20 protein-coding genes and 1 pseudogene are annotated in these 24,986 nt (G+C 69.9%); 11 read left to right on the forward strand and 10 right to left on the reverse strand.

Features of this window, described 5'->3' with window-relative positions; genetic code table 11:
* The first annotated feature begins 2 nt into the window (after positions 1–2).
* Both AC1D2H_RS07425 and AC1D2H_RS07430 read left to right on the forward strand, forming a co-directional pair.
* Entirely contained in the window at positions 3–1,280 is a 1,278-nt protein-coding gene (locus tag AC1D2H_RS07425; protein ID WP_478010483.1) for an L-fuconate dehydratase, read from the forward strand.
* An 86-nt stretch (positions 1,281–1,366) separates the two neighbouring features.
* Positions 1,367–1,459 (forward strand): annotated as a pseudogene (locus tag AC1D2H_RS07430) (SDR family oxidoreductase); the annotation flags it as partial.
* Between the two features lie 2 nt (positions 1,460–1,461).
* On the opposite strand, the gene AC1D2H_RS07435 reads toward AC1D2H_RS07430, so the two are convergent.
* The 4 genes from AC1D2H_RS07435 to AC1D2H_RS07450 form a co-directional block, all read right to left on the reverse strand.
* Positions 1,462–2,151 carry a glutathione S-transferase gene (locus tag AC1D2H_RS07435; RefSeq protein WP_478010484.1) on the reverse strand — a complete coding sequence of 230 codons (690 nt, stop codon included), beginning with the start codon at positions 2,149–2,151 and terminating at the stop codon, positions 1,462–1,464.
* A gap of 29 nt (positions 2,152–2,180) precedes the next feature.
* On the reverse strand, positions 2,181–2,663 hold the full coding sequence (locus AC1D2H_RS07440) for a GreA/GreB family elongation factor (RefSeq protein WP_478010485.1): 483 nt from the start codon (positions 2,661–2,663) through the stop codon (positions 2,181–2,183).
* A gap of 62 nt (positions 2,664–2,725) precedes the next feature.
* Positions 2,726–2,908, reverse strand: a complete 183-nt coding sequence (locus tag AC1D2H_RS07445) for a hypothetical protein (RefSeq protein ID WP_478010486.1) — start codon at positions 2,906–2,908, stop codon at positions 2,726–2,728.
* A 32-nt stretch (positions 2,909–2,940) separates the two neighbouring features.
* A complete protein-coding gene (locus AC1D2H_RS07450; RefSeq protein ID WP_478010487.1) occupies positions 2,941–3,540 on the reverse strand; it encodes a substrate-binding periplasmic protein in 600 nt (199 codons plus the stop codon).
* A gap of 212 nt (positions 3,541–3,752) precedes the next feature.
* Here AC1D2H_RS07450 and AC1D2H_RS07455 point away from each other — a divergent pair, with 212 nt between their 5' ends.
* The 7 genes from AC1D2H_RS07455 (at position 3,753) to AC1D2H_RS07485 (ending at position 14,808) form a co-directional block, all read left to right on the forward strand.
* Entirely contained in the window at positions 3,753–4,583 is an 831-nt protein-coding gene (locus AC1D2H_RS07455; RefSeq protein WP_478010488.1) for a ParB N-terminal domain-containing protein, read from the forward strand.
* Between the two features lie 187 nt (positions 4,584–4,770).
* Positions 4,771–9,585 (forward strand): NAD-glutamate dehydrogenase, encoded by a 4,815-nt coding sequence (locus tag AC1D2H_RS07460; protein WP_478010489.1) that lies wholly within the window; start codon positions 4,771–4,773, stop codon positions 9,583–9,585.
* Positions 9,586–9,646: 61 nt separating this feature from the next.
* Positions 9,647–10,630, forward strand: coding sequence for a DUF58 domain-containing protein (locus tag AC1D2H_RS07465; RefSeq protein ID WP_478010490.1), 984 nt, complete (start codon positions 9,647–9,649; stop codon positions 10,628–10,630).
* Positions 10,627–12,648: a transglutaminase TgpA family protein gene (locus tag AC1D2H_RS07470; protein ID WP_478010491.1), complete on the forward strand. Its 2,022-nt coding sequence runs from the start codon at positions 10,627–10,629 to the stop codon at positions 12,646–12,648. Before AC1D2H_RS07465 ends, AC1D2H_RS07470 begins: the two co-directional genes overlap by 4 nt.
* A complete protein-coding gene (gene mltB / locus AC1D2H_RS07475; RefSeq protein ID WP_478010492.1) occupies positions 12,645–13,703 on the forward strand; it encodes a lytic murein transglycosylase B in 1,059 nt (352 codons plus the stop codon). Before AC1D2H_RS07470 ends, mltB begins: the two co-directional genes overlap by 4 nt.
* Positions 13,700–14,296, forward strand: coding sequence for a TetR/AcrR family transcriptional regulator (locus AC1D2H_RS07480; protein ID WP_478010493.1), 597 nt, complete (start codon positions 13,700–13,702; stop codon positions 14,294–14,296). Before mltB ends, AC1D2H_RS07480 begins: the two co-directional genes overlap by 4 nt.
* Positions 14,297–14,427: 131 nt before the next feature.
* On the forward strand, positions 14,428–14,808 hold the full coding sequence (locus AC1D2H_RS07485; RefSeq protein WP_478010580.1) for a VOC family protein: 381 nt from the start codon (positions 14,428–14,430) through the stop codon (positions 14,806–14,808).
* Here AC1D2H_RS07485 and AC1D2H_RS07490 read toward each other — a convergent pair.
* Both AC1D2H_RS07490 and AC1D2H_RS07495 read right to left on the reverse strand, forming a co-directional pair.
* Positions 14,805–15,875: a cyanophycinase gene (locus AC1D2H_RS07490; protein ID WP_478010494.1), complete on the reverse strand. Its 1,071-nt coding sequence runs from the start codon at positions 15,873–15,875 to the stop codon at positions 14,805–14,807. The two genes, AC1D2H_RS07485 and AC1D2H_RS07490, sit on opposite strands and share 4 nt — an antisense overlap.
* Positions 15,876–15,920: 45 nt before the next feature.
* On the reverse strand, positions 15,921–18,284 hold the full coding sequence (locus AC1D2H_RS07495) for a DNA internalization-related competence protein ComEC/Rec2 (RefSeq protein WP_478010495.1): 2,364 nt from the start codon (positions 18,282–18,284) through the stop codon (positions 15,921–15,923).
* Positions 18,285–18,403: 119 nt separating this feature from the next.
* Between AC1D2H_RS07495 and AC1D2H_RS07500 the strand changes: the two genes are divergently transcribed.
* Together AC1D2H_RS07500 and AC1D2H_RS07505 are read left to right on the forward strand one after the other, a co-directional pair.
* A complete protein-coding gene (locus tag AC1D2H_RS07500; protein WP_310260450.1) occupies positions 18,404–18,871 on the forward strand; it encodes a RidA family protein in 468 nt (155 codons plus the stop codon).
* Positions 18,871–19,365 (forward strand): disulfide bond formation protein B, encoded by a 495-nt coding sequence (locus tag AC1D2H_RS07505; RefSeq protein WP_477928063.1) that lies wholly within the window; start codon positions 18,871–18,873, stop codon positions 19,363–19,365. Before AC1D2H_RS07500 ends, AC1D2H_RS07505 begins: the two co-directional genes overlap by 1 nt.
* Here the strand turns inward: AC1D2H_RS07505 and paoC are convergent.
* From paoC to AC1D2H_RS07525, 4 genes are all read right to left on the reverse strand, one after another.
* The gene (gene paoC / locus AC1D2H_RS07510) at positions 19,348–21,543 is read right to left on the reverse strand and encodes an aldehyde oxidoreductase molybdenum-binding subunit PaoC (protein ID WP_478010496.1); all 2,196 of its coding nucleotides are present in this window, start codon (positions 21,541–21,543) and stop codon (positions 19,348–19,350) included. The genes AC1D2H_RS07505 and paoC overlap by 18 nt on opposite strands.
* 2 nt (positions 21,544–21,545) lie before the next feature.
* Positions 21,546–22,496 carry an FAD binding domain-containing protein gene (locus tag AC1D2H_RS07515; RefSeq protein ID WP_477928067.1) on the reverse strand — a complete coding sequence of 317 codons (951 nt, stop codon included), beginning with the start codon at positions 22,494–22,496 and terminating at the stop codon, positions 21,546–21,548.
* Positions 22,493–23,134 carry an aldehyde dehydrogenase iron-sulfur subunit PaoA gene (gene paoA, locus AC1D2H_RS07520; RefSeq protein WP_478010497.1) on the reverse strand — a complete coding sequence of 214 codons (642 nt, stop codon included), beginning with the start codon at positions 23,132–23,134 and terminating at the stop codon, positions 22,493–22,495. The genes AC1D2H_RS07515 and paoA overlap by 4 nt, the downstream gene beginning before the upstream one ends.
* A gap of 81 nt (positions 23,135–23,215) precedes the next feature.
* On the reverse strand, positions 23,216–24,976 hold the full coding sequence (locus AC1D2H_RS07525) for a gamma-glutamyltransferase family protein (protein WP_478010498.1): 1,761 nt from the start codon (positions 24,974–24,976) through the stop codon (positions 23,216–23,218).
* Between the last annotated feature and the right edge of the window lie 10 nt (positions 24,977–24,986).

A 24,986-nucleotide genomic window follows, 5' to 3' on the forward strand; every position in this document is an offset into this window, starting at 1 on the left:
CCATGACACGCATCACCAGCCTGCGCACGGTGGACGTGCGCTTCCCGACGTCCCAGCACCTCGACGGCTCGGACGCGATGAACCCCGACCCGGACTACTCGGCCGCCTACGTCATCCTCGAGACCGACCAGCCCGGGCTGGAAGGCCACGGCCTGACCTTCACCATCGGCCGCGGCAACGACATCTGCTGCGCCGCCATCGAGGCCATGCGCCATCTCGTCGTCGGCCTGGAGCTGAGCTGGATCGCCGCCGACATGGGCCGCTTCTGGCGCCATGTCACGTCGGACAGCCAGCTGCGCTGGATAGGCCCCGACAAGGGCGCCATCCACCTCGCCACCGGCGCCGTCGTCAACGCCGTGTGGGACCTGTGGGCCAAGGCCGAGGGCAAGCCGGTGTGGCGGCTGGTGGCCGACATGAGCCCGGCGGAACTCGTGCGCTGCATCGACTTCCGCTACATCACCGACTGCATCACGCCCGACGAGGCACTGGCGCTGCTGACCCGCGCCGCCGAGGGCAAGGCCGAACGCCTGGCGACGCTGCAGCGCGAGGGCTACCCCTGCTACACGACGTCTGCCGGCTGGCTGGGCTACCCGGACGACAAGCTGCGGCGGCTCTGCCAGCAGGCCGTGGATGCCGGCTTCAACCACGTCAAGCTCAAGGTGGGCCGCGACCGCGAGGACGACATCCGCCGTCTGCGCATCGCCCGCGAGGTGCTGGGGCCGGACCGCAAGCTGATGATCGACGCCAACCAGGTCTGGGACGTGCCGGTCGCCATCGATTGGTTGAAGGACCTGGCCTTCGCCAAGCCCTGGTTCATCGAGGAGCCGACCAGCCCCGACGATGTCGAAGGCCACCGAGCCATCCGGCAGGCCATTGCGCCCATGCAGGTCGCCACCGGCGAGATGTGCCAGAACCGCATCCTGTTCAAGCAGTTCATGATGCGCGGCGCCATCGACGTGGTGCAGATCGACAGCTGCCGCCTGGGTGGCGTCAACGAGATCCTGGCCGTCATGCTGATGGCCGCCAAGCTCGGCCTGCCCGTGTGCCCGCATGCCGGCGGCGTGGGCCTGTGCGAGTATGTGCAGCACCTGTCCATGATCGACTACCTCTGCATCGCCGGCACCCGCGACGGCCGCGTCATCGAGTACGTGGACCATCTGCACGAGCACTTCGTCGACCCCTGCGTCGTGCGCGGCGCGGCCTATCTGCCGCCTGAGGCGCCCGGCTTCTCGATCACGATGAAGCCAGCGTCGCTGGAGCAGTACCGCTTTCGAGGCTGAACATGGATCTCGGGCTGCAAGGCAAGGTCATCCTCGTCACCGGCGGCGGTGCCGGCCGAGGTCATGACGCCGCTCTATCGCCAATGGTTTTCCTGCTGTCGGACCGGGCCGGTCACACGACGGGGCAATGGGTGTTTGTCGATGGCGGCTACACACACCTGGATAGAGCGCTGGGCTGACGTCAGAGCGGCGGAAAGCGATTCGCCCCTTCCGCGGGCAACTTGACCATGCAGGCAGCAAATAGCGGGTTGACGAGCCAGCCGTTCAGCCAGGACCGTACCGCCGGCAAGTCCAGCGTTGCAAACCATCCCGGATCCACCGAGGCGAACTGGCGGACGAAGGGCATCACTGCCAAGTCAGTGGCGCATGGCGTGGCGCCGCCCAGGTAGGGCGCGCTGTGCAGCCGTGCCTCCAGCGGTCGCAGCAGCACATCCAGCGCGCTGTCGCGGTGTGCGTCTGGCGTGAGGGTCTCACCCGCGTAGCGCTGGGGGTACTTCCAGCGGTCCAGGTGACGCTTGAAGTCGCCATCGTTTCGCAGTACCAGGTCAAGGTTCGCAGGCGACTGCGCCCGCGCCCACCAGCCCTGCGCATCGGGCGCAGCCAGTGCCCAGCGCATGATGTCCCAACTCTCCTCGATCACGCTGCCATCGGGCAACTGCAACACGGGTACCGTCGCCTTGGGAGACAAGGCCAGCAAACTTGCTGGCTTGTCGCGCAAGCTGACCTCCATCGCCTCGAAGACCCGCCCGGCTTGCAGCAGCGCCATCCGTGCGCGCATCGCGTAGGGGCAGCGGCGAAAGGTGTAGAGCCGCGGCAACTGTGGACTTGGGAGGGCGAACGGTGCGTGCGATGTCAGCGTCGATGCGTGCATGGGCAATCCGGCGTGTACTTGGCTGCGGCTCAACGAACCCGCAGCACCTCAAACTGCTGTCGGATGGGAGCGACCTGTATCGACACCTCATCACCCTCGCGCTTACCCAGCATGGCCCTGCTCAACGGGGCTTCGCTGCTGATGACCTGAACGATGTGAGCGCCGCTGACCAACTTCATGCTGCCACCATCCGGGCCGAGAAATAGCTGTTGCTGCCTGTCGTCGGAATCGACCAGGCAGACCAGCGCGCCGAGCTGTATACCTTTGCTGGCGTCGTAGGCGCGTGGGCGGAATTGGCGCCAATTGGCCATCGCCTGGCGGATGGCTTCGGCGCGACGCGCTTGGCCGGTCGCCAGGTAGGCGGCTTCGAGACCCAATGTGTCGTATTTGTTTTCGGCGATGTTTTCTTCGTGAGTCGCCGTTTCATGCGCCGCCCGCGCTGCCTGTTCGGCTTGCAGCAGGTCTTCGGCGAGCCGTTCCAGCACCTGCTGCTGCAGCAAGAATTTATCCATGATGAAAGCCAGGCATCTCGAACAAGCGGGGGCACCTTGATTATCAAGGGCTCCAAAAGCTGCTAGCGCGGCCGTACCGAATCGCTGAGGTTGCTGTCAGGGTGGTAGTGCTGGAAGGCGCGCCAGGCGGCGCCGGACCGGCCGATGCGCTCCAGCATCTCCAGCGCCAGCTTGCGGTCAGCGTCGCTCAGCGACGAACTGCGGCTCACATAGGCGCCGCTCTCGCCCCAGGCCAGTTCATCCACGGGTTCGGCATGCAGGCGGTCGATCCAGGCGCTCAGCTTGCGATTCGCGCGCAGTGCGCCGTGACCGCCGTGGGCGTGATCACCGCAACGTCGGCGATGCCGGCGTCGAGCGCGCGCGCCAATGACAAGGGGTCGGCAGACTCCACCAACCGGCCCTCCGCCGCGAGCTGTTTGACCAGGGACTGGTAGCGCCCGTCATAGTCGTAGCCACGCACCACGGCCACCCGCAGTTCGCGTTGCTCCAGCACCTCAGCCACGCTGTGCGCCGGCAGCTGGCGCGACCGCAGGGACAGCAGCACGGCACGGCTGCGGATCATGGGCACGAAGCTGCCATGCGCGTCGCGGCGCGCCGAGCGCCGGGCCGGCAGCAGCATGTCCGCCTGGCCGGTCTCGAACAGCATCTCCTGGCGTGAGCGTGGCACGACCTGGAATTCAATCGTGCAACCCGTCTTCGCGATCTCGGCGCGCAGCAGATCGGGATAGATGCCACCCACCTCGCCGTCATTGACCGTGACGGCAAGGCCGATGGGCGCCACGGGCACCCGCAAAGCGCGCGAGCATTCAGCCTGGGCCAGCAACGGCATGCAACTCAGCAGCAGCAGCGACGCGAGGGAATGAGCCGGAAGATTCACCATTCAAGTCAAGGCTTGCGCAAGCCAACTCGTCGTTGTGGCCATGGTAGCGCCGCGCGCCTAGGGCCAGCCCGACCGTAACCAAGCATCTACCGCCTTTGCGACATCCGCGGCCGCGGGCGAGGCAGCTTGCCAGCCTGCGCGGGTGCCGGCGATGCGGCACTCTCTAGAATTCGCCCCCTTTCAGCCCGCCCGCTCCGCCCCGCTCCCCCATGGACATCGTCGTCAACGAAGAACTCAAGGCCTACATCGACCCATTGACGGCGGAGGAGCACGAGGCGCTGGAGCGCAGCATCCTGGCCGAAGGCTGCCGTGATGCGCTGGTGCTGTGGGGCGATGTGCTGGTGGACGGGCACAACCGCTACGGCATCTGCAGCAAGCATGGCCTGCCCTTCCAGACGGTGCAGAACACGCGCTTCAAGTCGATGGAGGACGTGCACCTGTGGATGATCGACCAGCACCTGGGCCGACGCAGCATCTCGGACTTCCAGCGCGGCGTGCTGGCGCTGCGCAAGCGCGAGATCGTCGCCGGGCGGCGCGCACGCAGCGCGGCCGTGGCGGCTGCGCTGCCGGTGGCCGAGGCTCCACCTCAGGCGCCGGACGCCACGGCGCTTGAAACGCGCGAGGCCCTGGCCAAGGCGGCACGGCTGAGCAGCAACCAGGTGGTGATGATCGAGAAGATCCAGAAGCAGGCCGCGCCCGAGGTGGTGGCCGCGGTGAAGACCGGCGCGATCTCGATCAATGCGGCCGCGGCCGTCGCCACGCTGCCCGCCGAGGAACAGGCGGCCGCCGCGGCCGCGGGTGCGCAAGAGCTCAGGCAGGCAGCCAAGCGGGTGCGCGAGGCCAAGCGCAGGCCGCCCGCGGCCGAGCCGGCGCCGGATGCGGCCGACACCCCGGCACCGGAGCAGACGATGGAGACGCTGCGCCAGCGTGTCGCCGCGCTGGAGGCCGAGAACGCGGCCTTGCGGCAGGAGCTGGCGGCGCTTCGCTTGCAATCGCAGTCCGCGCCGCCGTCGGCCAGCGATGCGCGCGCGCCGTTCTGAGCGCCCCCTTCTCTCCTGCACGCCCGGCGCAGGCGTAATCTACGGCATGCCCTGCCCGGTCACGGCGCCGTCGACGCGCCACCGTGCCCGATGACTTGATCCCGATGAAGCGGCAGGCACCGCCGACACAGTGACCCGCCGAGGCCACGTGTGGGCGGGTCCAATGACCCGACAGGAGACGACAAGCATGCTGGCGCAAACCCACCCCACCGGCCCGCGGGCCGAGCGCATGGACGAAGTCCTCAAGCTGGTACGGGGCAAGACCAGCCCCGACCAGCGCGAGGTGCTGGCGGACTTCGTGCAGAAGTACTTCGGCCAGGTCGACCCGCAGGAGCTGGCCGAGCGGCAGGTGGCCGACCTGTACGGCGCGGCGGTGTCGCACTGGAGCTTTGCCCGCAAGCGCGAGCCGGGCCGCGCAYGGGTGCGGGTGTTCAACCCGACGATTGCCGAGCACGGCTGGCAATCGACCCACACCGTCATCGAGATCGTCAACGACGACATGCCTTTCCTGGTCGACTCGGTGACGATGGAGGTCAACCGCCACGGCCTGACGCTGCACCTGATCATCCATCCGCTGATGGCGGTGAGCCGCGACGGCGACGGCACGCTGCAGGGGCTGGCCGCCGACGGCGTGCATGAGTCCTTCATCCACGTCGAGGTGGACCGCATTCCCGAGCCGGCCCGGCTCGAGGCGCTGGCGGCCGACGTGGGCCGCGTGCTGGACGACGTGCGCTCGGCGGTGGTCGGCTGGCGCGCCATGCGCCAACGCATGCAGGACATCGTCGACGAGCTGCAAAGCCAGGCGCCGCCGCTCGCCGCCGAGGAGCTGTCCGAGGGGCTGGACTTCCTGCGCTGGCTGGGTGACAACCATTTCACCTTCCTGGGCTACCGCCGCCACGGCCTCGCCAGCGTCGACGGGCAGGACGTGCTGACGGTCGTGCCCGACTCCAGCCTGGGCATCCTGCGCGACGCGGCCTCCCTCGACGCGGTGGCCGCCTTCGCCGCGCTGCCGGCCGAGGTGCGCGCCCAGGTGCGCCGCCCCGAGCTGCTGGTGGTGACCAAATCGACCGCGCGCTCCACGGTGCACCGGCCGGGCTATCTGGACTACGTGGCCGTGAAGCGTTTCGACGCCGCCGGCAAGGTCTGCGGGGAGGAGCGCTTCCTGGGCCTGTTCACCTCCACCGCCTACAGCGCCAACCCGGCCGACATCCCGCTGCTGAGGCGCAAGGTGGCCGATGTGGTGGCGCGCGCCGGCCTGCCGCCGGGAGGCCATGCCGGCAAGGCCTTGATCAACATCCTCGAGACCTATCCGCGCGACGAACTGTTCCAGACCAGCAACGATGAACTGCTGCAGACGTCGGTCGGCATCCTGCACCTGGGCGAGCGCCAGCGCTTTCGCCTGTTCGTGCGGCGCGACCCCTTCCAGCGCTTCATGTCCTGCCTGATCTATGCGCCGCGCGAGCACTACACGACCGAGCTGCGCCAGAAGTGGCAGTCCATCCTGCTGCAGGCCTTCAACGGCAGCGGCTCGGAGTTCAATGTGCACCTGTCGGAATCGGTACTGGCGCGCATCCAGATGACGGTGCGCACCCAGCCGGGCCGCATCCCGGACTTCGACGTGCGCGAACTGGAAGCCCGCCTGGTCTCGGCCGCGCGGCGCTGGGACGACGACCTGAAGGCGGCGCTGATCGACGCGACCGGCGAGGCCCGCGGCATCCAGCTGCTGCGCCAGTTCGGCACGGCCTTCCCGGCGTCCTACCGCGAGGAGTTCGAAGCCCGCGCGGCCGTGCCCGACGTCGAGTTGATGACCCGGCTCAGCGACACCGAGCCCATGGGCATGACCCTCTACCGGCCGCTGGAAGCGCCCCCCGGCCATCTGCGCTTCAAGCTGCTGCGCCGCGGCGAGCCGCTGACGCTGTCGGCCAGCCTGCCGATGCTGGAGCACATGGGCATGAAGGTGCTGGACGAGCACCCCTACCGCATCTCGCCGCAGGACTCGGCGCCGATCTGGATCCATGACTTCGGGCTGATGGGCAGCGCCGACGCCGAGGTCGAGGTGGCCGCCTTGCACCAGGTGTTCGAGAACGCCTTCGCCGCCGTGCTGCGCGGCGACGTCGAGGACGACGACTTCAACCGCCTCGTCGTCGCGGCGCGCCTGACGGCCGAGCAGATCGTCGTGCTGCGCGCCTATGCCAAATACATGCGGCAGATCGGCTTTGCGCTGTCGCAGTCCTTCATCGAGGCGACGCTGGCCGCGCATGCCCCCATCGCCGCCCAGCTCGCCCGGCTCTTCGAGCTGCGCTTCGACCCGGCCGGCGGTGCCGCCAGCGAGGCCCAGGCCGCGGAGCAGGTCAAGGCCATCACGGCGGCGCTGGAGCAGGTCAGCAACCTGTCCGAGGACCGCGTGCTGCGCCAATACCTGGCGCTGATGCTGGCCACGACGCGCACCAACTTCTGGACCCGCGACGCGGCGGGCCAGCGGCGCAGCTTCCTGTCGTTCAAGTTCGACTCGTCCAAGGTGCCGGGCCTGCCGGCTCCGAAGCCGATGTTCGAGATCTTCGTCTACTCGCCCCGCTTCGAAGGCGTGCACCTGCGCGGCGGCCGGGTGGCGCGCGGAGGCTTGCGCTGGTCGGACCGGCCGGAGGACTTCCGCACCGAGGTGCTGGGCCTGGTGAAGGCGCAGATGGTGAAGAACATCGTCATCGTGCCGGTCGGCTCCAAGGGCGGCTTCGTACTGAAGAAGGCGCCGCCGGCCAGCGACCGCGAGGCCTTCATGAAGGAAGGCGTGGCCTGCTACCAGAACTATCTGCGCGGCCTGCTGGACATCACCGACAACCGCGTCGGCGACAAGATCGTGCCCCCGCCCAACGTGCGCCGCTACGACCAGGACGACCCCTACCTCGTCGTCGCCGCCGACAAGGGCACCGCCACCTTCTCGGACTACGCCAACGGCATCAGCAAGGAGTACGGCTTCTGGCTGGGCGACGCCTTCGCGTCCGGCGGCTCGGTGGGCTATGACCACAAGGCCATGGGCATCACCGCGCGCGGCGCCTGGGAATCCGTCAAGCGCCACTTCCGCGAGATGGGCGTGGACACCCAGACGACCGAATTCACGGTGGCGGGCGTCGGCGACATGTCGGGTGACGTGTTCGGCAACGGCATGCTGCTGTCGCGCCACATCCGCCTGCTGGCGGCTTTCGACCACCGCCACATCTTCCTGGACCCGAGCCCGCAAGCCGAGGCGTCCTTCGTCGAGCGCGAGCGCATGTTCAAGCTGCCGCGCTCAAGCTGGGCCGACTACGACACGGCGCTGATCTCGGCCGGCGGCGGCGTGCATGCGCGCAGCGCCAAGTCCATCGCCATCACGCCCGAGGTGAAAGCTGCCTTGGGCATCACCGCCGACGCGATGACGCCGACCGAGCTGGTCAACGCCATCCTGAAGGCACCGGTCGACCTCATCTACAACGGCGGCATCGGCACCTATGTGAAGGCCGCGAGCGAAAGCCACGCCCAGGTGGGCGACCGTGCCAACGATGCGCTGCGCGTCAACGGCGGCGAGCTGCGCTGCAAGGTGTTCGCCGAGGGCGGCAACCTGGGCTGCACCCAGCGCGGCCGCATCGAGTTCGCGCTCGCGGGCGGGCGCATCAACACCGACGCGATCGACAACTCGGCCGGCGTCGACACGTCGGACCATGAAGTCAACATCAAGATCCTGCTCGGCCTGGCCGTCAGCGAGGGCGAGCTGACCGAAAAGCAGCGCAACACGCTGCTGCCGCAGATGACCGACGACGTCGCCGCGCTGGTGCTGCGGGACAACGTCTTCCAGACCCAGGTGCTCTCGGTCACCAGCCACATGGCGCCGCAGCTGATGGACGCGCAGGCGCGCTTCATGCAGTACCTGGAGAAGGCCGACCGGCTCGACCGCGCCATCGAATACCTGCCGTCCAACGAGGAGATTGCCGACCGGCGCGGCATGGGCCAGGGCCTGACCGGCCCCGAGCGCGCCGTGCTGCTGGCCTACAGCAAGATCTGGCTCTACGACGAGCTGCTCGGCTCGACCCTGCCCGACGACCCCTGGGTATCGACCGCGCTGGTGCGCTACTTCCCGGCACTGCTGCAGGACAAGTTCAGCGGCTATATGCAGCGCCACCCGCTCAAGCGCGAGATCATCGCGACGCACGTCACCAACAGCATGATCAACCGCGTGGGCAGCACCTTCGTGCACCGCCTGCTCGAGACCACCGGTGCCCGCGCCTTCGAGATCGTGCGCGCCTACCTGCTGAGCCGCGAGATCTTCGGCATGGTGAGCCTGTGGCAGGGCATCGAGGCCCTGGACAACAAGGTGGCCGACGAGATGCAGTCGCGCATGCTGATCGACACCAGCCGCCAGCTCGAACGCGGCACCAAGTGGTTCCTGCGCTCGAACCGGCTGGTCGACGACATGGGCGCCACGATCGAGCACTTCACGTCCAACGTGACCAAGCTTGCAGCGCGCCTGCCGCAGTTGCTCGACGCCGACGAGCGGGCCCGTGTGGACGCCGCGGCGGCCCTCTACATTGCGGGCGGCGTGCCGCGCGAACTGGCCGAACGGGTCGTCACCTTCGGCACGCTGTACGCGACGCTGGACATCGCCGAAATCGCCGGCGGCGCGCGCTGGCCGGTGGAGCTGGTGGCGGCCATCTATTTCGACCTCGCCAACCGGCTGGGCATGCCCTGGCTGCGCGACAAGATCACCGCCCTGCCCGGCGACCAGCACTGGCAGATGCTCGCCAAGGGCGCCATGCTGGACGACCTCTGGGGCCTGCAGCGCTCCATCACCGGCGCGGTGCTGGCCAACGGTGGCGACCATGACTCGCCAACGGCCCTGGTCGAGGCCTGGCAGGCCAGCAACGGCCGCACCATCGAACGCGCGGAGCAACTGCTCGGCGAACTGCGCGCGGTGCCGGCGCCGGACGCGGCCATGCTGTCGGTGGCGCTGCGGGAGCTGCGTGGGCTGACCTAGCAGAAGCGGGCGGTCTGGAGCGAGCCTCGCGGGCCGCCCCAGGCCACGTATTCTTCTGCCCATGGCCGCTCTCCAAGCCCTTAGAAACCGCTGGCAACTCTGGTGGCAGGCCCGCCAGGCCCCGGCCGACACGCACCAGACGACCCAGCGCAATGTCTACATCGTGCCCACCTGGGCCGGCGTGGCTTTCTGCGGCACGCTGGGCGTGCTGCTGCTGGCCAGCATCAATGAGCAGCTCAGCCTGGGCTATGCGCTGACCTTCGCGCTGACCGGCGCGGGTCTGGCGTCCATGCACACGACGCACGCCAACCTGCGCGGCCTGCAGATGGACCTGAAGGCCCCCGAGGGCGCGCATGCCGGTGACGAATACCCACTGGAGCTGCGCCTGCACAACCCGGGCAGCGCCCGCTTCGGCATTGCCGTCAGCGCCCAGCTCGACAGCGGCGCCACCGAGCCTGCCTGGATCGACGTGCCGGCCCTGGGCCATGCGGTGCTGAAGCTGCGCCTGCCGGCCGACAAACGCGGCCTGCGCGAGCTGCCCCGCCTCGTCGTCACGACGCGCTTTCCCCTCGGCTTCTTCCGCGCCTGGAGCTACTGGCGGCCGGCCAGCAGGGTCTGGGTCTACCCGCGCCCCGAGGAGGTGCTGGCGCCCTTCCCCACCCAGGCCGAGGCCGGCGCCGGCGAGGCCGCGTCGACCCGCCAGTCCTCCAGCGGCACCGACTTTTCCGGCGTGCGCAGCTACCGCCGCGGTGACTCCATGAAGCAGATCCTGTGGCGCAAGTCGGCGCTGGCCCTGGACCAGGGCCTGCCGCTGTGGGTGCGCGAGACCGAGGCGCCGCTGGCCCAGGACCTGTGGCTGGACTGGCGCGACACCCAGGGCCGCGACACCGAGGCCCGGCTGTCGCGCCTGGCGGCCTGGGTGCTGGCCGCCGAGCGCCTGGGGCAGCCGTATGGCCTGCGCCTGGCTGGCAAGGAGGTCGCGCCGTCGTTGGGCGCGGCCCACCGCCAGGACTGCCTGGAAGCACTCGCGGGGTTCGGCGCATGAATGGTCTGACGGCTTGGTGGAACCGCCTGCCGCGCGACACGCGCGACAGCTTCTTCCTGCTCGGCGTCATCGCGGCCGTCATCGCGCCGCATGCCGATCACCTGCCCTGGTGGAGCAGCGCGCTGACGGCCATCGTGCTGTGCTGGCGCGCCCAACTGTCCTGGCGCCAGCGGCCTTTGCCCGGGCGCTGGTGGCTGGCCGCCGTCATCGCCCTCTACACGGGCCTGACCTGGCTGACCTTTCGCACGCTGATCGGCCGCGAGGCCGGCATCACGCTGCTGGTCATGCTGATGGCGCTGAAGACCATGGAGCTGCGCGCCCGCCGCGACGCCTTCGTCGTCTTCTTCCTCGGCTTCTTCCTGGTGCTGACGCAGTTCCTTTACTCGCAGTCGCTGCTGATGGCGGTGTGGTCGCTGGTCTCGCTGTGGGGGCTGCTGGCGGCCGTCGTGCTGGCCCAGATGCCCACGGGCGTGCCCAGCATCGCCATCGCCGCCCGCCGCGCCGCCGGCACGACGGCCCTGGGCCTGCCCGTCATGGTGCTGCTCTTCGTGCTGTTCCCGCGCATCGCGCCGCTGTGGGGCGTACCGACCGAGGCCATCGGCAAGACCGGCCTGTCCAACCAGCTCGAGTTCGGCGCGATGAATGAGATCGCCAACGACGAGAGCATCGCGATGCGGCTGAAGTTCGAAGGCCCGCTGCCGCCGCCCGACCAGCGCTATTTCCGCGGCCCCGTGCTGACCCGCTTCGACGGCAAGACCTGGCGCGTGCCGGACACCCGCTCCAGCCAGACCTGGCTGCGTGGCCGCGACGACCTGACCACGAGCGGCCCGGCGCTGCGCTACGAGATGACGCTGGAGCCCCTGCGCATCTCGGTGCTGCCGCTGCTGGAGATGAGCCCCGGCGCCGCGGGCAGCGAACTGGCGCTGACCGACCTGGTCGTCACGCGCGGGCCCGAGCTGCAATGGGTGTCGCCGCGCCCCATCACCGAGAGGCTGAGGCTGTCGACCAGCGCCCATGCGGCCTGGCGGGCCGGTGAACGCCGCAACCGCATCCACCAGTCCACCGACCTCGATCTTCCCAACGGCCTGAACCCGCGCACGCGCACCTGGGCCGAGCTGCTGGCGGGCGATCCGCGCTTCGCCGGCCTGGCGCCGGGCCCGCGCGCCGAGGCCCTGGCCGCGGCCCTGCTGGAGCACATCCGCACCCAGGACTTCACCTACACGCTGACACCCGGCCGCTATGGCGAGACCTCGCCCGACCTCATCGACGAATTCTGGCTCGACCGGCGCCTGGGTTTCTGTGAACACTTCGCGTCCGCCTTCGTCGTCGTCATGCGCGCCATGGGCGTGCCGGCCCGCATCGTGACGGGCTTCCAGGGCTGGGACAGCGAACCCCAGGATGGTTACTACGTCGTGCGCAACGCCAACGCGCATGCCTGGGCCGAATTCTGGGTCGAGGGCCGCGGCTGGGTGCGCAGCGACCCGACCGCCGCCGTGGCGCCCAACCGCGTCATCCAGGGCCTGGCCCTGCGCCCTGAGCCCGGCGTGCTCGGCCAGTTCAACCCGACGCTGTGGCGGGCGCTGCGCAGTGGCTGGGAGACCGTCAACAACCGCTGGCAGCAACTGGTGCTGAACTACTCGCGGGACAACCAGTTCGACCTGCTCAAGCGCATGGGCTTCGAGCGCACCGACTGGACCGGCCTGGGCCAGGCCCTGGCCGGCGTCATCCTGATGCTGGCCGTGGCCGGCGCCGCCTGGATACGCTGGAGCAGCCGCCCGCACGACGCCTGGAGCCGCCAGCGCGGCCGCATCGCCAGCCTGCTGGCCCGCAGCGGCGTCACCATCCCCGCCCACGAAAGCCCGGCCGCCTGGGCCCGCGCGCTGCGCCGTCAGCATGGCCAGAAGGCCGAGCCAGCGGCGCTGTGGCTGGAGAAGCTGGAGCGCTCGCGCTACGCACCCGACGCGCCGGCGCCGGCCTGGGGCGAGTTCCGCACGGCGGCCCGTATGCTGCGGGCGTGAAACTCCGATATCTGCCCCTGCTGGCCGGCCTACTGATGGCTTTTTCCGTCCAGGCCAAACCCCATCACGCCAAGCCGACGCCGCCGCCCCAGCCTTTGGGTGAGCGCCCTGCCCTCGTCGCCTTCGCCGACGAACTCGCCACCGCCCAGGGCTGGGATGCCGCCGCGCTGCGCGAGCAGCTCAGCCAGGCCCTGGACCTGCCGCGCGTGCGCCAGCTCATCCTGCCGGCCGCCGTCGGCACCGCCAAGAACTGGACGGCCTACCGGGACCGCTTCATCGAGCCCCGGCGGCTGGAGGCCGGCGTGGCCTTCTGGGCCGAGCACGAGGCCGCGCTGGCCCGCGCGGAAAGCACCTATGGCGTGCCGGCCGAGGTCATCGTCGGCATCGTCGGCGTTGAGACCTTCTATGGCCGCATCACCGGTGGCTTCAAGGTGCTGGACGCCCTCGCCACGCTGGCCTTCGACTTCCCCACCGAACACCCGCGCGCGGCCGACCGCCAGGCCTTCTTCCGCAACGAGCTGGCCGAGTTCCTCAAGCTCTGCCGCGAGAACGGCCTGGACGCCGCCGACGTGCGCGGCAGCTACGCCGGCGCCCTGGGCTGGCCGCAGTTCATGCCCGGCAGCTGGCGCCAGCACGCGGTGGACTTCGACGGCGACGGCCGCGTCGACCTGATCGCCAGCCCGGTGGACGCCATCGGCAGCGTGGCCCACTATCTGTCCGAATACGGCTGGAAGCCCGGCGAGGCCACGCACTACAGCGTCAAGCTGCCGACGGACCGTCGCGAACGCGCGCGCCTGCTGGCGCCGGACATCAAGCCCACGTTCACCGCCGCCGACCTCGCCAGCGCGGGTGCCCTGCCCTCGGAAGCCGCGCGCGACCACGAAGGAACCATGGCCGTCATCGAATTGCAGAACGGCCCGAAGAAGCCCACCACCGTGCTGCTGGGCACGCAGAACTTCTGGGTCGTCACGCGCTACAACTGGTCGGCCTATTACGCGCTGGCCGTCATCGAACTCGGCCAGGCCGTGAAAGCGCGCAGGCTGCAGGCACGGTGAGCGGGCTAAAGCCGCGCAAGCATCCGACGCAGCCACGCGCCGTCGAGACGGTGGCCTGCATCCTCGAAGCGGCGGCCCAGATCCTCGAAGTCCAGGGCTTCGAGGCCTTCAACACCAACGCGGTGGCCGAGCGTGCCGGCGTCAGCATCGGCTCGCTCTACCAGTACTTTCCGGGCAAGAAGGCCCTGCTGATCGCGCTGATGCAGCGCGAGAAGGAGCGCTTTCGCGACGACGCATTCGCCGCCTTGGCCGAAACCACGGGCCGAGCAGCGATGCAGCACCTCATCCAGGCCGCTGTGCGCCAGCAGCTCGGCCGCGCGGAGCTGGCCCGCCTGCTGGACCTGGAGGAGGAAAAACCCGAGACCCGCCAGGCGCTGGAAGGCAAGAGCGGCTTCAACGAACTCATCCGGCGCGTGCTGGACATGCCGGGCCTGCCGCCTCAAGGCGACACCGCGCACGCGGCCGACGATGTCGGCCAGCTCATCCGCGCGCTGACCGACGCCGCCGGCCTGCGTGGCGACCACGACGCCGTGGCACTGGAAAAACGCATCGTCGCGGCCGTCTTCGGCTATCTGGGCGCCGCGCAAATGTGAGCAAGCGTGCCGACCGGGCCGCCATACCCGGGAGGCTGCCCATGCGAGTAGCCCAAAGGCGCTCCAAAACCGACGATGGAGGCTCAGCAAATCCTCTGAAGCCTTCCATGACCACGACAACACTCGCCCCCATGAAGCTCAACCACCTGAGCTTCCCCTCCCTCGACCCCGCCCAGACCTCGGCCTTCTTCGTCAAATACCTGGGCTTCACGCGCTCGCCGGCCGGGGCCTTCTGGATCCTCAAACGCCCCGGCTTCGATGTCGTCATCGAGAACGGCAGCGGCGCGCCGCCGGACTGGCCCCAGACCTTCCACGTCGGCTTCGAATTGCCGACGCGCGCCGACGTCGAGACGCTCTACGCCACGATGGCAGCCGACGGCGTGGCCATGGAGACTGAGGTCATCTCCCACGAACGCGGCTCGCGCTTCTTCTGCCGCGCGCCGGGCGGCGTGATGTTCGAACTGAACACGCGGGCCGACGCGGCTGAGGCTTACCGAAGCACGTTTGACTAATACGGACCGGGCATCAACACGCCTGCCTCGACCGAGATGAAGTAAGGCGCCACGGTGGGCCAGGTGGCCAGGTTGTATTGCCCGCCGGCCGTGCGTTTTTCGACCTGCAGGCTGCGAAAGGTCAGCGGCTTCTTGGCCTGCACCGTCGTCGGCGCCAGCGTCGGCTTGAGGAAATACGCCCGGCCGGTGCGGCCGCCCAGGCCATCGTCATTGCCCATGACGGTGGCGACGTCGCCATCGACGACGACGGCCGTCTGCTCGTCCACGCCGATGCCGCGCAGCGCCTGCCAGCCGGCCCAGCCATCGGCCGACAACCGGGCCAGGAAGGTGACGAGGCGGCCCATGCGGTCGCGGGCGACGAGGTGGGCGTCGGTGATGACGTTCGCCATCAGCGGCAGCGCATTCAGGAAGCTGCGGTCCAGCGTGACGCCGCGGTCAAAGGGGTTGGCCATGGCGGTGGCCGACGACACCGACTGGTTGGCACCCGAGTAGTCGAACTGCCCGAGCACCGCCAGACCGGCGCTGGTGCCGCCAAAGGGCACCTTGCGAGCGACGGCGGCCTTCATCGCGGTCTCCAGCGGCGTGCCGGCCCATTGGGCGATATAGGTGGACTGGTCGCCGCCGGCGATGAACAGCACGTCCGCCCGCGCCACCAGGTCCAGCACCTCGGGTGCGCTGGCGCCGGCCCGCGTCTTCAGCACGATGGACTCGACCGAGTCGACGCCGTCCATGGCCATCAGATAGGCGTTGTAGCCGTCGGCGCCCGAGGTGCGCAGCACGACGACATCGACCTTGGCCGCCGTGCCGCCGCGGGCCTTGGCGATCATGGCGCGGAAGGCGTCGTCAACGTCGATGCCGCCGCCCATCAGTACCAGCTGGTTGCTTGCCGGCGGCGGCGGCAGCGCATCGGCCGCGTTGCCGCTGCGGTAGACGTCGTAGTCCTTGTTGCCGGCCGTGGCCTTGGCGCCGCTGCCGGCACTGCCGCCACCCGCGGCAGCGGCCAGGCTCACGCAGAGCAGGCCCAACGAGACGGCGCGACGGGTCCAGACTTCCAGACGCTTCTTCATGTGATCTCCCCGGGTATTGGCCGGGCGAGTGTGGCAGCCCCGGCCTCAGAAGGCCAGTTCGACCTCGGCAGTGGACGCCTCCTCCACGGGCGGGCCTTGCGGCCCCGAGCTGACCGGGCTGCGATCCAGCCAGTAGCGCTGGCGCAGCTCGCGCTCGCAGTTCGACTCGCCCGTGCCGCTCTGCCAGCGCCAGGCCCCGCAGGCCGGGCTGGCGACGATCGCGATACCCGCGGCCTGGTAGCGCGCCAGCACCGGTGGCGCCGGGTGGCCGAAGCGGCTGCGGTAGCCGGCCTGCACCAGACCGACGCCCGGCGTCACGGCGGCCAGCAGCTCGGCACTCGACGAGGTCTTGCTGCCATGGTGAGGCACCAGCAGCACGTCGGCATGCAGATCCGCCTCGCGCTTCACGAGCTGCCGTTCCTGCTCGGCCTCCAGATCGCCCGCCAGCAGCACGCGCCGACCCGAGGCCGACGTGATGCGCAGCACGCAGGACAGGTCGTTGGACTTGAGCCCGGCGTCGTAGTTCGCTGGCGTCGGGTGCAACAAATCGAAACGCACCCCATCCCAGTTCCAGCCCTGGCCAGCCTCGCAGCGCCGAGCCACCGGCCCGGTGCGCAGCAGCGGATGGCCGGGCTCCAATGAACTGCGCAGTTCGGCCACCGGCAGGGCCTGCATCAGCGTCGCGGCGCCGCCGACATGGTCGCTGTCGCGGTGGCTGAGCATCAGCATGTCCAGCCTCTGCACGCCCAGGCGCCGCAGCAAGGGCAGCAGCACGCGCTCGCCGGCATCCGCGCCGGGTGCGTAGACGGGGCCGGAGTCGAAGAGCAAGGCATGCCCGCGGGTGCGGATCAGCACCGCGTTGCCCTGGCCGATGTCGGGCGCCAGCAACTCGAACTCACCGGGCGGTGGCTGCGGCACGGCCGGCCACAACAGCGGCAGCGTCATCAGCAGGCCGGCGGCACGCAGCCGCCACGGCAGCCTCAGCGCGATCAGCACGGCGCCGGCCAAGGCCAGACCCTGCGACCACAGCGGCGCCGCCGGCAGCCACCACACCGCCGCCGGCCAGGCGATCAACAGCTTGAGCCAGGCCATCAAGCCCTGCATCAGCAGCGCGGCCAACGCCCACAGGGGTGGAAACAGGCCGCCAGCCAGGGCCAGCGGCGTGATGATGAAGCTGATCAGCGGGATGGCGACGAGGTTGGCCAGCAGGCCGACGAGTGACAACTGGGCAAAACAGATCAGGCTCAGCGGCGCGAGGCCGACGGTGGCGATGAGCTGGGTGCGCAGCGCCGCCTTGAAGCGCGCCCACCAGCCCACGGCATGCTCGCCGCCGGCGGCCGTCAGCAGGCCCACGGCCCCGAAGGACAGCCAGAAGCCCGGCTGCATCAGCGCCCAGGGGTCCACCACCGTAACGGCGACGGCCGCGCCCAGCAGCACCAGCGGCCAGGGCCAGCGCAGACCGAGGCTGCGCAGCGCCGCAACGGCCGCCAGCATGACGACAGTGCGTTGCGCCGGCACGCCCCAGCCAGAGAACAGCGCATAGGCGAAGGCCACCGCCACACCCACCCAGCGCGCCGCCGTGGGTGCCGGCATGCGCAGGCAGAGCCAGCGGCTGCGGCGCCACAGCGGCGCCACGAGGGCGGAGGCCAGCCATGCAAGCAGCACGACGTGACTTCCGGACACGGACAGGAGATGGCTGACGCCGGTGTCCCGGAACAGATTCCAGTCGCTGTGGGCGATGGCGTTCTGGTCGCCCAGGCTCAGCGCCGCCAGCACGCCGGCCATGCCGGGGTCGGCCACGCGCTCACGGATGGCCGTGCGCAGGCGCTGGCGGGCGGCATCCAGCGACCACCACGGCGCCGCCTGCAAGCGCTCGGCCGCTCGCACGACGCCGCTGGCGCGCAGGCCCTGCTCGAACAGCCACAACTCGGCGTCGAAGCCGCCGGGGTTGGCCAGGCCATGGGCACGCTTGAGGCGGGCCGTGAAGCGCCAGCGCTCACCGGCCGTGATCGGCGCTGAGTCATAGGCCAGCAGCATCAGCCGCCGCGGCACTTCGGGTGGCAGGGCCGTGCCGGTGGGGCCGACGGCTTCTACGGCGAACTCGAAGCGCCAGCCCGGCACGCCGCCCTGACCGGTGACGGCAAGGGGGAGCGAGTCGACGCGGCCGCTCAGCACCAGATCGCGCCCCTCCCAGGCCGGGTGCAACTCGGGCTTCATGCGCAGCTCCGCGCGCAGCGCGGCCTGCGTGAATGCGAGTACTGCGATGCAAGCGGCCAGGGCCAGCCCATGGCGCCGCCGCAGCAGCAGCAACATCACAAAGGCCAGGGCCAGCAGCGCGTATTCGGCTGCCGTTGGCAATTGCTCGCAGCGATGCAGCAGCGCCAGGCCCGTCAACCAGGCCAGACCCATCGCCACCAGCTCCCGAGCGCCCCAAGGCTGCCGCGCCAATGCCCCTCCCTGTCCCGGCTCATTGGGACCCGGGGTGTAGCATGCCGCGGTTTTTCGCACGCGCTACCGCGCTTATACGCATGAGCTCTTCCGCCATCCAAGCCAAGCTCGCCGAACTCGGCATCACCCTGCCGCCCCTGGCCATTCCGGCGGCCGCCTACCTGCCGTTCACGCGCACCGGCAACCTGCTGTTCCTGTCCGGCCATATCGCCAAGAAGGACGGCAAGCCCTGGGTCGGCCAGCTCGGCAAGGACGTCGACACCGCCACCGGCCAGGCCGCGGCGCGCGCTGTTGCCATCGACCTGCTCGGCACGCTGCAGGCCGCCACCGGCGACCTCGGCAAGATCGTTCGCATCGTCAAGGTCATGAGCCTGGTCAACAGCACGCCCGACTTCACCGAGCAGCATCTCGTCACCAACGGCTGCTCCGAGCTGTTCGCCGCCGTGCTCGGCGACGCCGGCAAGCATGCCCGCAGCGCCTTCGGCGTGGCCCAGATCCCGCTCGGCGCCTGCGTCGAGATCGAACTCATCGCCGAGATCGCCGACTGATGTTCACCGCTCCCTCCAAGCTGCCGGCCCGCGTGCTGGCGGGCATGGCCGTGGCGAGCTTCGGCGCCGTCGGCATCGCCCTGATTGCCCAGCACCAGTTCGGCGTCAAGCCCTGCCCCTGGTGCGTGCTGCAGCGCGCCATCTTCCTGGTGATCGGCGCGGTCGCCCTGCTGGGCTGGCTGGTGAATGCCAAGCGCGCCCTGCGCCAGGCCGCCCTGGTCGTCGTGCTGATGCTGTGCGCCGCCGGCCTGACGGCCGCGGTCTTCCAGCACGAGGTGGCCTCGCAAAGCGCCACCTGCGCGATGGGCCTGGCGGACAACCTCGTCACGGCACTCGGTCTCGAGGAGCTGTGGCCGTCGGTCTTCATGATCACGGCCAACTGTGCCGAAGCGGCCGCCTACCGCCTCATCGGCCTGCCGTACGAAGTCTGGAGCGGCCTGCTGTTCGCCGCGCTGGCCGCCCTTGGCCTGCTCGCGCTAAACCAGCGCCGGTAGGCCAGACAGCAGCTTGTCCAGCGTGAGCGGGTAGTCGCGCACCCGCACGCCCGTCGCGTTGTAGACCGCGTTGGCGACGGCGGCCGCCGCGCCGCAGATGCCCAGCTCGCCCACGCCCTTGGCCTTCATCGGCGAGGAGATCGGGTCGGTCTCGTCCAGGAAGACGACGTCCTGGTGCGGGATGTCGGCATGCACCGGCACCTCGTAGCCGGCTAGGTCGTGGTTGACGAAGAAGCCGCGGCGGTGGTCAACCTTCAGGTCTTCCATCAAGGCAGCGCCGACGCCCATGGTCATGGCGCCGATGACCTGGCTGCGCGCCGAGGTCGGGTTCAGGATGCGCCCCGCCGCGCAGACGGCCAGCATGCGGCGCACACGCACCTCGCCGCTGATGGCATCCACGCCCACCTCCACGAAATGCGCGCCGAACGTGGACTGCTGGTAGCGCTTGTCGAGGTCGCCGTATTCGATGCCGTCCTCGGCCACCAGGCCGGCGAAGGAAGCCAGCGGCTGCGACTTGCCGCCGCCGCGCACCTGGCCGTCGACAAACTCGGCATCGGCGATGCCCGCCTTCTGCGCCACCATGCCACGCAGTTTCATGCAGGCCGCATAGACGCCGGCCGTCGAGTTGTTGCCGCCCCATTGCCCGCCCGAACCGCAGGACACCGGGAAGCTCGAGTCGCCCAGTCGCACGACCACCTTGTCCAGCGTCACGCCCAGGGTTTCGGCCGCCGTCTGCGCAATGATGGTGTAGCTGCCGGTGCCGATGTCGGTCATGTCGGTCTCGACGATGACGCGGCCCTCGGCTTGCAGGCGCACGCGGGCCTTGGACTTCATCAGCAGGTTGTTGCGGAAGGCCGCCGCCATGCCCATGCCGACCAGCCAGCCGCCTTCACGCAGCTGCGCCGGCTTGGATGAGCGGCGGCTCCAGCCGAAGCGCTCGGCGCCCTGCTTCATGCAGTCCACCAGGCGGCGTTGCGAAAAGGGGCGCTGCGGCTTCTCGGGGTCGACCTGGGTGTCGTTGCGCGCGCGGAACTCGATGGGGTCCAGGCCGAGCTTCTCGGCCATCTCGTCCATCGCGATCTCCAGCGCCATCAGGCCCGGCGCCTCGCCCGGCGCGCGCATCGCATTGCCCTCGGGCAGGTCCAGCACGGCCAGGTGCAGGGCGGTGTGGCGGTGCTCGCCGGCATAGAGCAGCCGCGTCTGGGCCGTGGCGGTCTCGGGGCCGCCGCCGGGCAGGTTGCCCGACCAGCTCTCGTGCGAGATGGCCTGGATGCGGCCTTCCTTGTCCGCACCGATGCGCACGCGCTGGATGGTGGCCGGGCGGTGCGTGGTGTTGTTGAACATCAGCGGCCGCTGCAACGCGATCTTGACGGGCCGGCCGGTGGCCTTGGCGCCCAGGGCGGCCAGCACGACGTCGGCACGCAGAAAGAGCTTGCCGCCGAAACCACCGCCGACAAACGGCGAACGCACGCGCACGTTCTGCTTTGGGATCCCCAGCGTCTTGGCCAGGTCGTCGACGGCCCAGTCGATCATCTGGTTGGATGTCCACACCGACAGCTTGCCGCCCTCCCACCACGCGATGGTGGCATGCGGCTCCATCATGGCGTGGGCCTGATCGGGCGTCGTGTAGCTCGCGTCCAGCTGCACCGGTGCCTTGGCAAAGCCGGCCTCGAAGTCGCCGTGATTCGTCTCGGCCTGGCCACCGAAGCCATCGCTCTTGGCCACCGGGGTATGGGGCTTCTCGGCGGCCAGGTCGTAGCGGCCCTGGGCGGCTTCGTAGCGGATGTCGATCAATGCCGCGGCGGCACGCGCCTGCTCGAAGCTCTCGGCGACAACCACGGCCAGCGCCTGGTGGTAATGCTCGATCTGCGGGCCGCCGAGCAGCTTGGCGGTGTTCTTGCTGCCCTTGCCGAGCTTGCCGGCGTTCTGCGCCGTCACGATGGCCAGCACGCCAGGGGCCGCCCGCGCCGCTTTCAGGTCCATGGCCGCCACGCGGCCCTTGGCGATGCCGGCGCCGATGACGACGCCGACGGCGGGCGCCTGCTTCAGGTCTTGGTGCTCATGGGCATAGGGCGCCGTGCCAGTCGTCTTCAGCGGGCCGTCGATGCGCGGCGTGGGGCGGCCGACGATGCGGCCTTGATCGATGGGATTGGTGGTGGCGGGTTGGTCGAATCTCATGGTCATGCCTTCGCGGGGTGCAGGACGTCGACCAGCAGGCGTTCGGCCAGCTTGAGCTTGAAGGCGTTGTCCTGCTGAGGTGCCGCGCCCTTGAAGGCCTGGCCGAAGAAGGTGTGGGCGCCACGCGAGATTTGCGACTCGGCGCCTTCAACGCGCCAGGGCTTGGGTGCCACGCCACCGAAGGCCAGGCGGGCGCCGCCGTCACGCTGCACGATGGCGGCCAGCGACACAAGCGCAAAGGCATACGACGCCCGATCACGCACCTTGCGGTAGACCTGGGTGCCACCCACCGGGGGCGGCAGCAGCACCGAGGTGATCAGCTCGCCATGGGTCAGCGCGTGATCGATGTGGGGCGTGTCGCCGGGCAGCCTGTGGAAGTCGGCGATGGGAATGCGGCGCATCTGGCCGTCGGGTTTGACGGTCTCGACCTGGGCGTCCAGCACGCGCATCGCGACGGCCATGTCGCTGGGGTGGCTGGCGATGCACGCATTGCTCGTGCCGATGATGGCCAGCGAGCGCGCCACGCCGCCGATGGCCGAACAACCGCTGCCGGGCTGGCGCTTGTTGCAGGGCTGGGCGGTGTCGTAGAAATAGGGGCAGCGGGTGCGCTGCAGCAGGTTGCCGGCCGTCGTCGCGCGGTTGCGCAGCTGGCCCGAGGCGCCCGCCAGCAGTGCGCGGGACAGCACCCCATAGTCCTTGCGGACACGGGTGTCGCTGGCGAGGTCGGCATTGCGCACCAGAGCCCCGATGCGCAGGCCGCCACCCTCGGCGACCTCGATGCGGTCCAGGCTCAGCGCGTTGACGTCGACCAGATGGCCGGGCGCCTCGATCTGCAGCTTCATCAGGTCCAGCAGATTGGTACCACCGGCGATGAACTTGGCATCGGGCCGGCGCGCGACGGCGGCGGCGGCTTCCGCCGGTGTGGCGGCGCGCTCGAAGCTGAAGGCTTTCATGCGGCCTCCTTGGCGACCTGGGTGATCGCGTCGGCGATGTTGGAGTAGGCGCCACAGCGGCAGATATTGCCGCTCATGCGCTCGCGCAGCTCCTCCACGGACAGCAGCGGCCTGGCGGTCAGGTCGGGGGTCACATGGCTGGGCACGCCGCGCCTGAGCTCGTCCAGCATGCCCGCGGCCGAACAGATCTGGCCCGGCGTGCAGTAGCCGCACTGGTAGCCGTCATGGGCGACGAAGGCGGCCTGCAGCGGGTGCAGCTTCTGCGGCGTGCCCAGGCCCTCGATGGTCGTCACCTTGGCGCCCGGCGCCATGACGACCAGCATCAGGCAGCTGTTGATGCGCCGGCCGTCCATCAGCACCGTGCAAGCGCCGCACTGGCCGTGGTCGCAGCCCTTCTTGGTGCCGGTGAGCTGCAACCGCTCGCGCAGCAGGTCCAGCAGCGTCGTGCGGGTGTCGACCTCCACGCTGTGGGACTGGCCGTTGACCTCCAGCGTCACACGGCCCATCGTCGGCGGCAGGCTGGATTGAGACAAGGCTGGCTCCCTTTCTGCGGCTTCAACCGCTGTGACAGCCGCCGTGCCTGCGCCGGCGATCAGTACATCACGGCGTGACAGACAACATCCCTGCAACTCGTCCATCGCTGGCCCCTGGGGTTCACAACCCGGCCAGCCTAGGGCGCTGCGCCCACTGGCGTGTGTCAGACAAGATGCCGTTGACCGCTATTCCCCTAACACGATGCCTTCACGGCGCGGGTCGGCGCCCCCCACCCAGCCCGCTTTCACCCGCATCAGCACCTGCAGGCCGCTGGTCAGGTCGGTCTCGTTGACCTGCTGGCCGCGGGCGCGCAGGTCGGCCAGTTGCTCGGCCGTCAGCGCGCCGCGCTCGACGATGAGGGGGCCGGAGTTGAAGTGGCCGAAGTTGGGCAGGTCCACCGCCTGCTGCACCGGCAGGCCCCAGGCCAGGGCGCCCGTGATGACCTTGGCGACGTAATGGATGATGACCGGCCCGCCTGGCGAACCGGCCACCAGCACCAGCTTGCCGTCGCGGTCGAAAACGAGGGTTGGCGCCATGCTGGAGCGCGGCCTTTTGCCCGCCTCGACGCGGTTGGCCACCGGCTTGCCATCGGCGCCGACGGGGTTCAGCGAGAAGTCCGTCAACGTGTTGTTCAGCATGAAGCCGCCGGCCAGGCCCRTGCCTCCGTCGCTCATGACGCGGCTGCCGAAGGCGGATTCGACGCTGGTGGTCATCGCCACCGCATGGCCCTCGGCGTCGACGACGCTGACCTGGCTGGTGCCAGATTCCAGTTGCTCGGCCTGGGGTGCCAGCGCCTGCTTGATGGTCGCCGGCTGACCCGCGGTCGCCACGCCCATGGCCCTGGCGCCAATCAGCGCGCCACGCTCTTTCAAATAGGCCGGTGCGATCAGGTTCTGCCAGTCGCCGCCCGGCGCCGTGACGAAGGCCGGGTCGCCGATGTACTGGGCGCGGTCGGCGAAGGCGAGCTTGGCGGATTCGGCATAGGCGTACATCCAGTCGGCGCTGAGGCCCTTGGCCGCGACCGCGGCGGGCTGGGTGTCGAGGATGCCGAGGATCTGCATCAGCGTCAGATGGCCCGAGGTCGGCGGGCCGAAGCCGCAGACGCGATAGCCGCGCCAGTCATTGCACAGCGGCGGGCGGGCCAGGGCCTTGTAGCCGGCCAGGTCGGACRCCGCCAGCAGGCCCGGGCGGGCATGTCCCTTCACGCGGCGCACGATGTCCTCGGCCACGGCGCCCTCATAGAAGGCCTTGGGGCCTTGCCTGGCGATGCCGCGCAGCACGGCGGCATAGGCCGGGTTCTTCAGCACGATGCCGACGGCCTTGGGGGCGCCGCCCGCATCGAAGAAATACGCCCCGGCCTGGGGGTCGCTGCGCAGCGCCGCCTCGGCCGAGGCCAGCTCGAACAGCCGCGGGCTGACGGCGAAGCCCTGATCGGCCAGGCGGATGGCCGGCTCGAAGAGTCGGGCCCAGGGCAGCCTGCCATGCTGGCGATGCGCCTCGGCCAGCATCGCCAGCACGCCCGGCACGCCGGTGGACAGGCCGCTCATGATGGCCTCGCGCATGGGCAGGGGCTTGCCGTCGGCCTTCAGGAAGAGCTCGGGCGTGGCGGCGGCCGGCGCGGACTCGCGGCCGTCCAGGGTCTGCACCTGGCGGCCGTCCCAGTGCATCAGGAAGGCGCCGCCGGCGATGCCGCTGGACTGCGGCTCCACCAGCCCGAGCACGGCCTGCACGGCGATGGTGGCGTCCACCGCCGAGCCGCCGGCCTTCAGGATCTCGAGGCCGGCCTCCGCCGCCAGCGGGTTGGCCGCCGTCACCGCGAAGCGCTGGGCCGGTGCGGTGAGGCTGCCCTGCTTGGCGCTGCGGGTGGTGGCGGCCTCGGGCTGGTCGAGGGCATGGGCCGGCGCCAACAGGCTGGCCAGCAGAAGAGGCGTCAGGAGGCGGAGCATCCGGCCATCT

This window comes from Roseateles sp. P1_C1_2, from assembly GCF_056406535.1.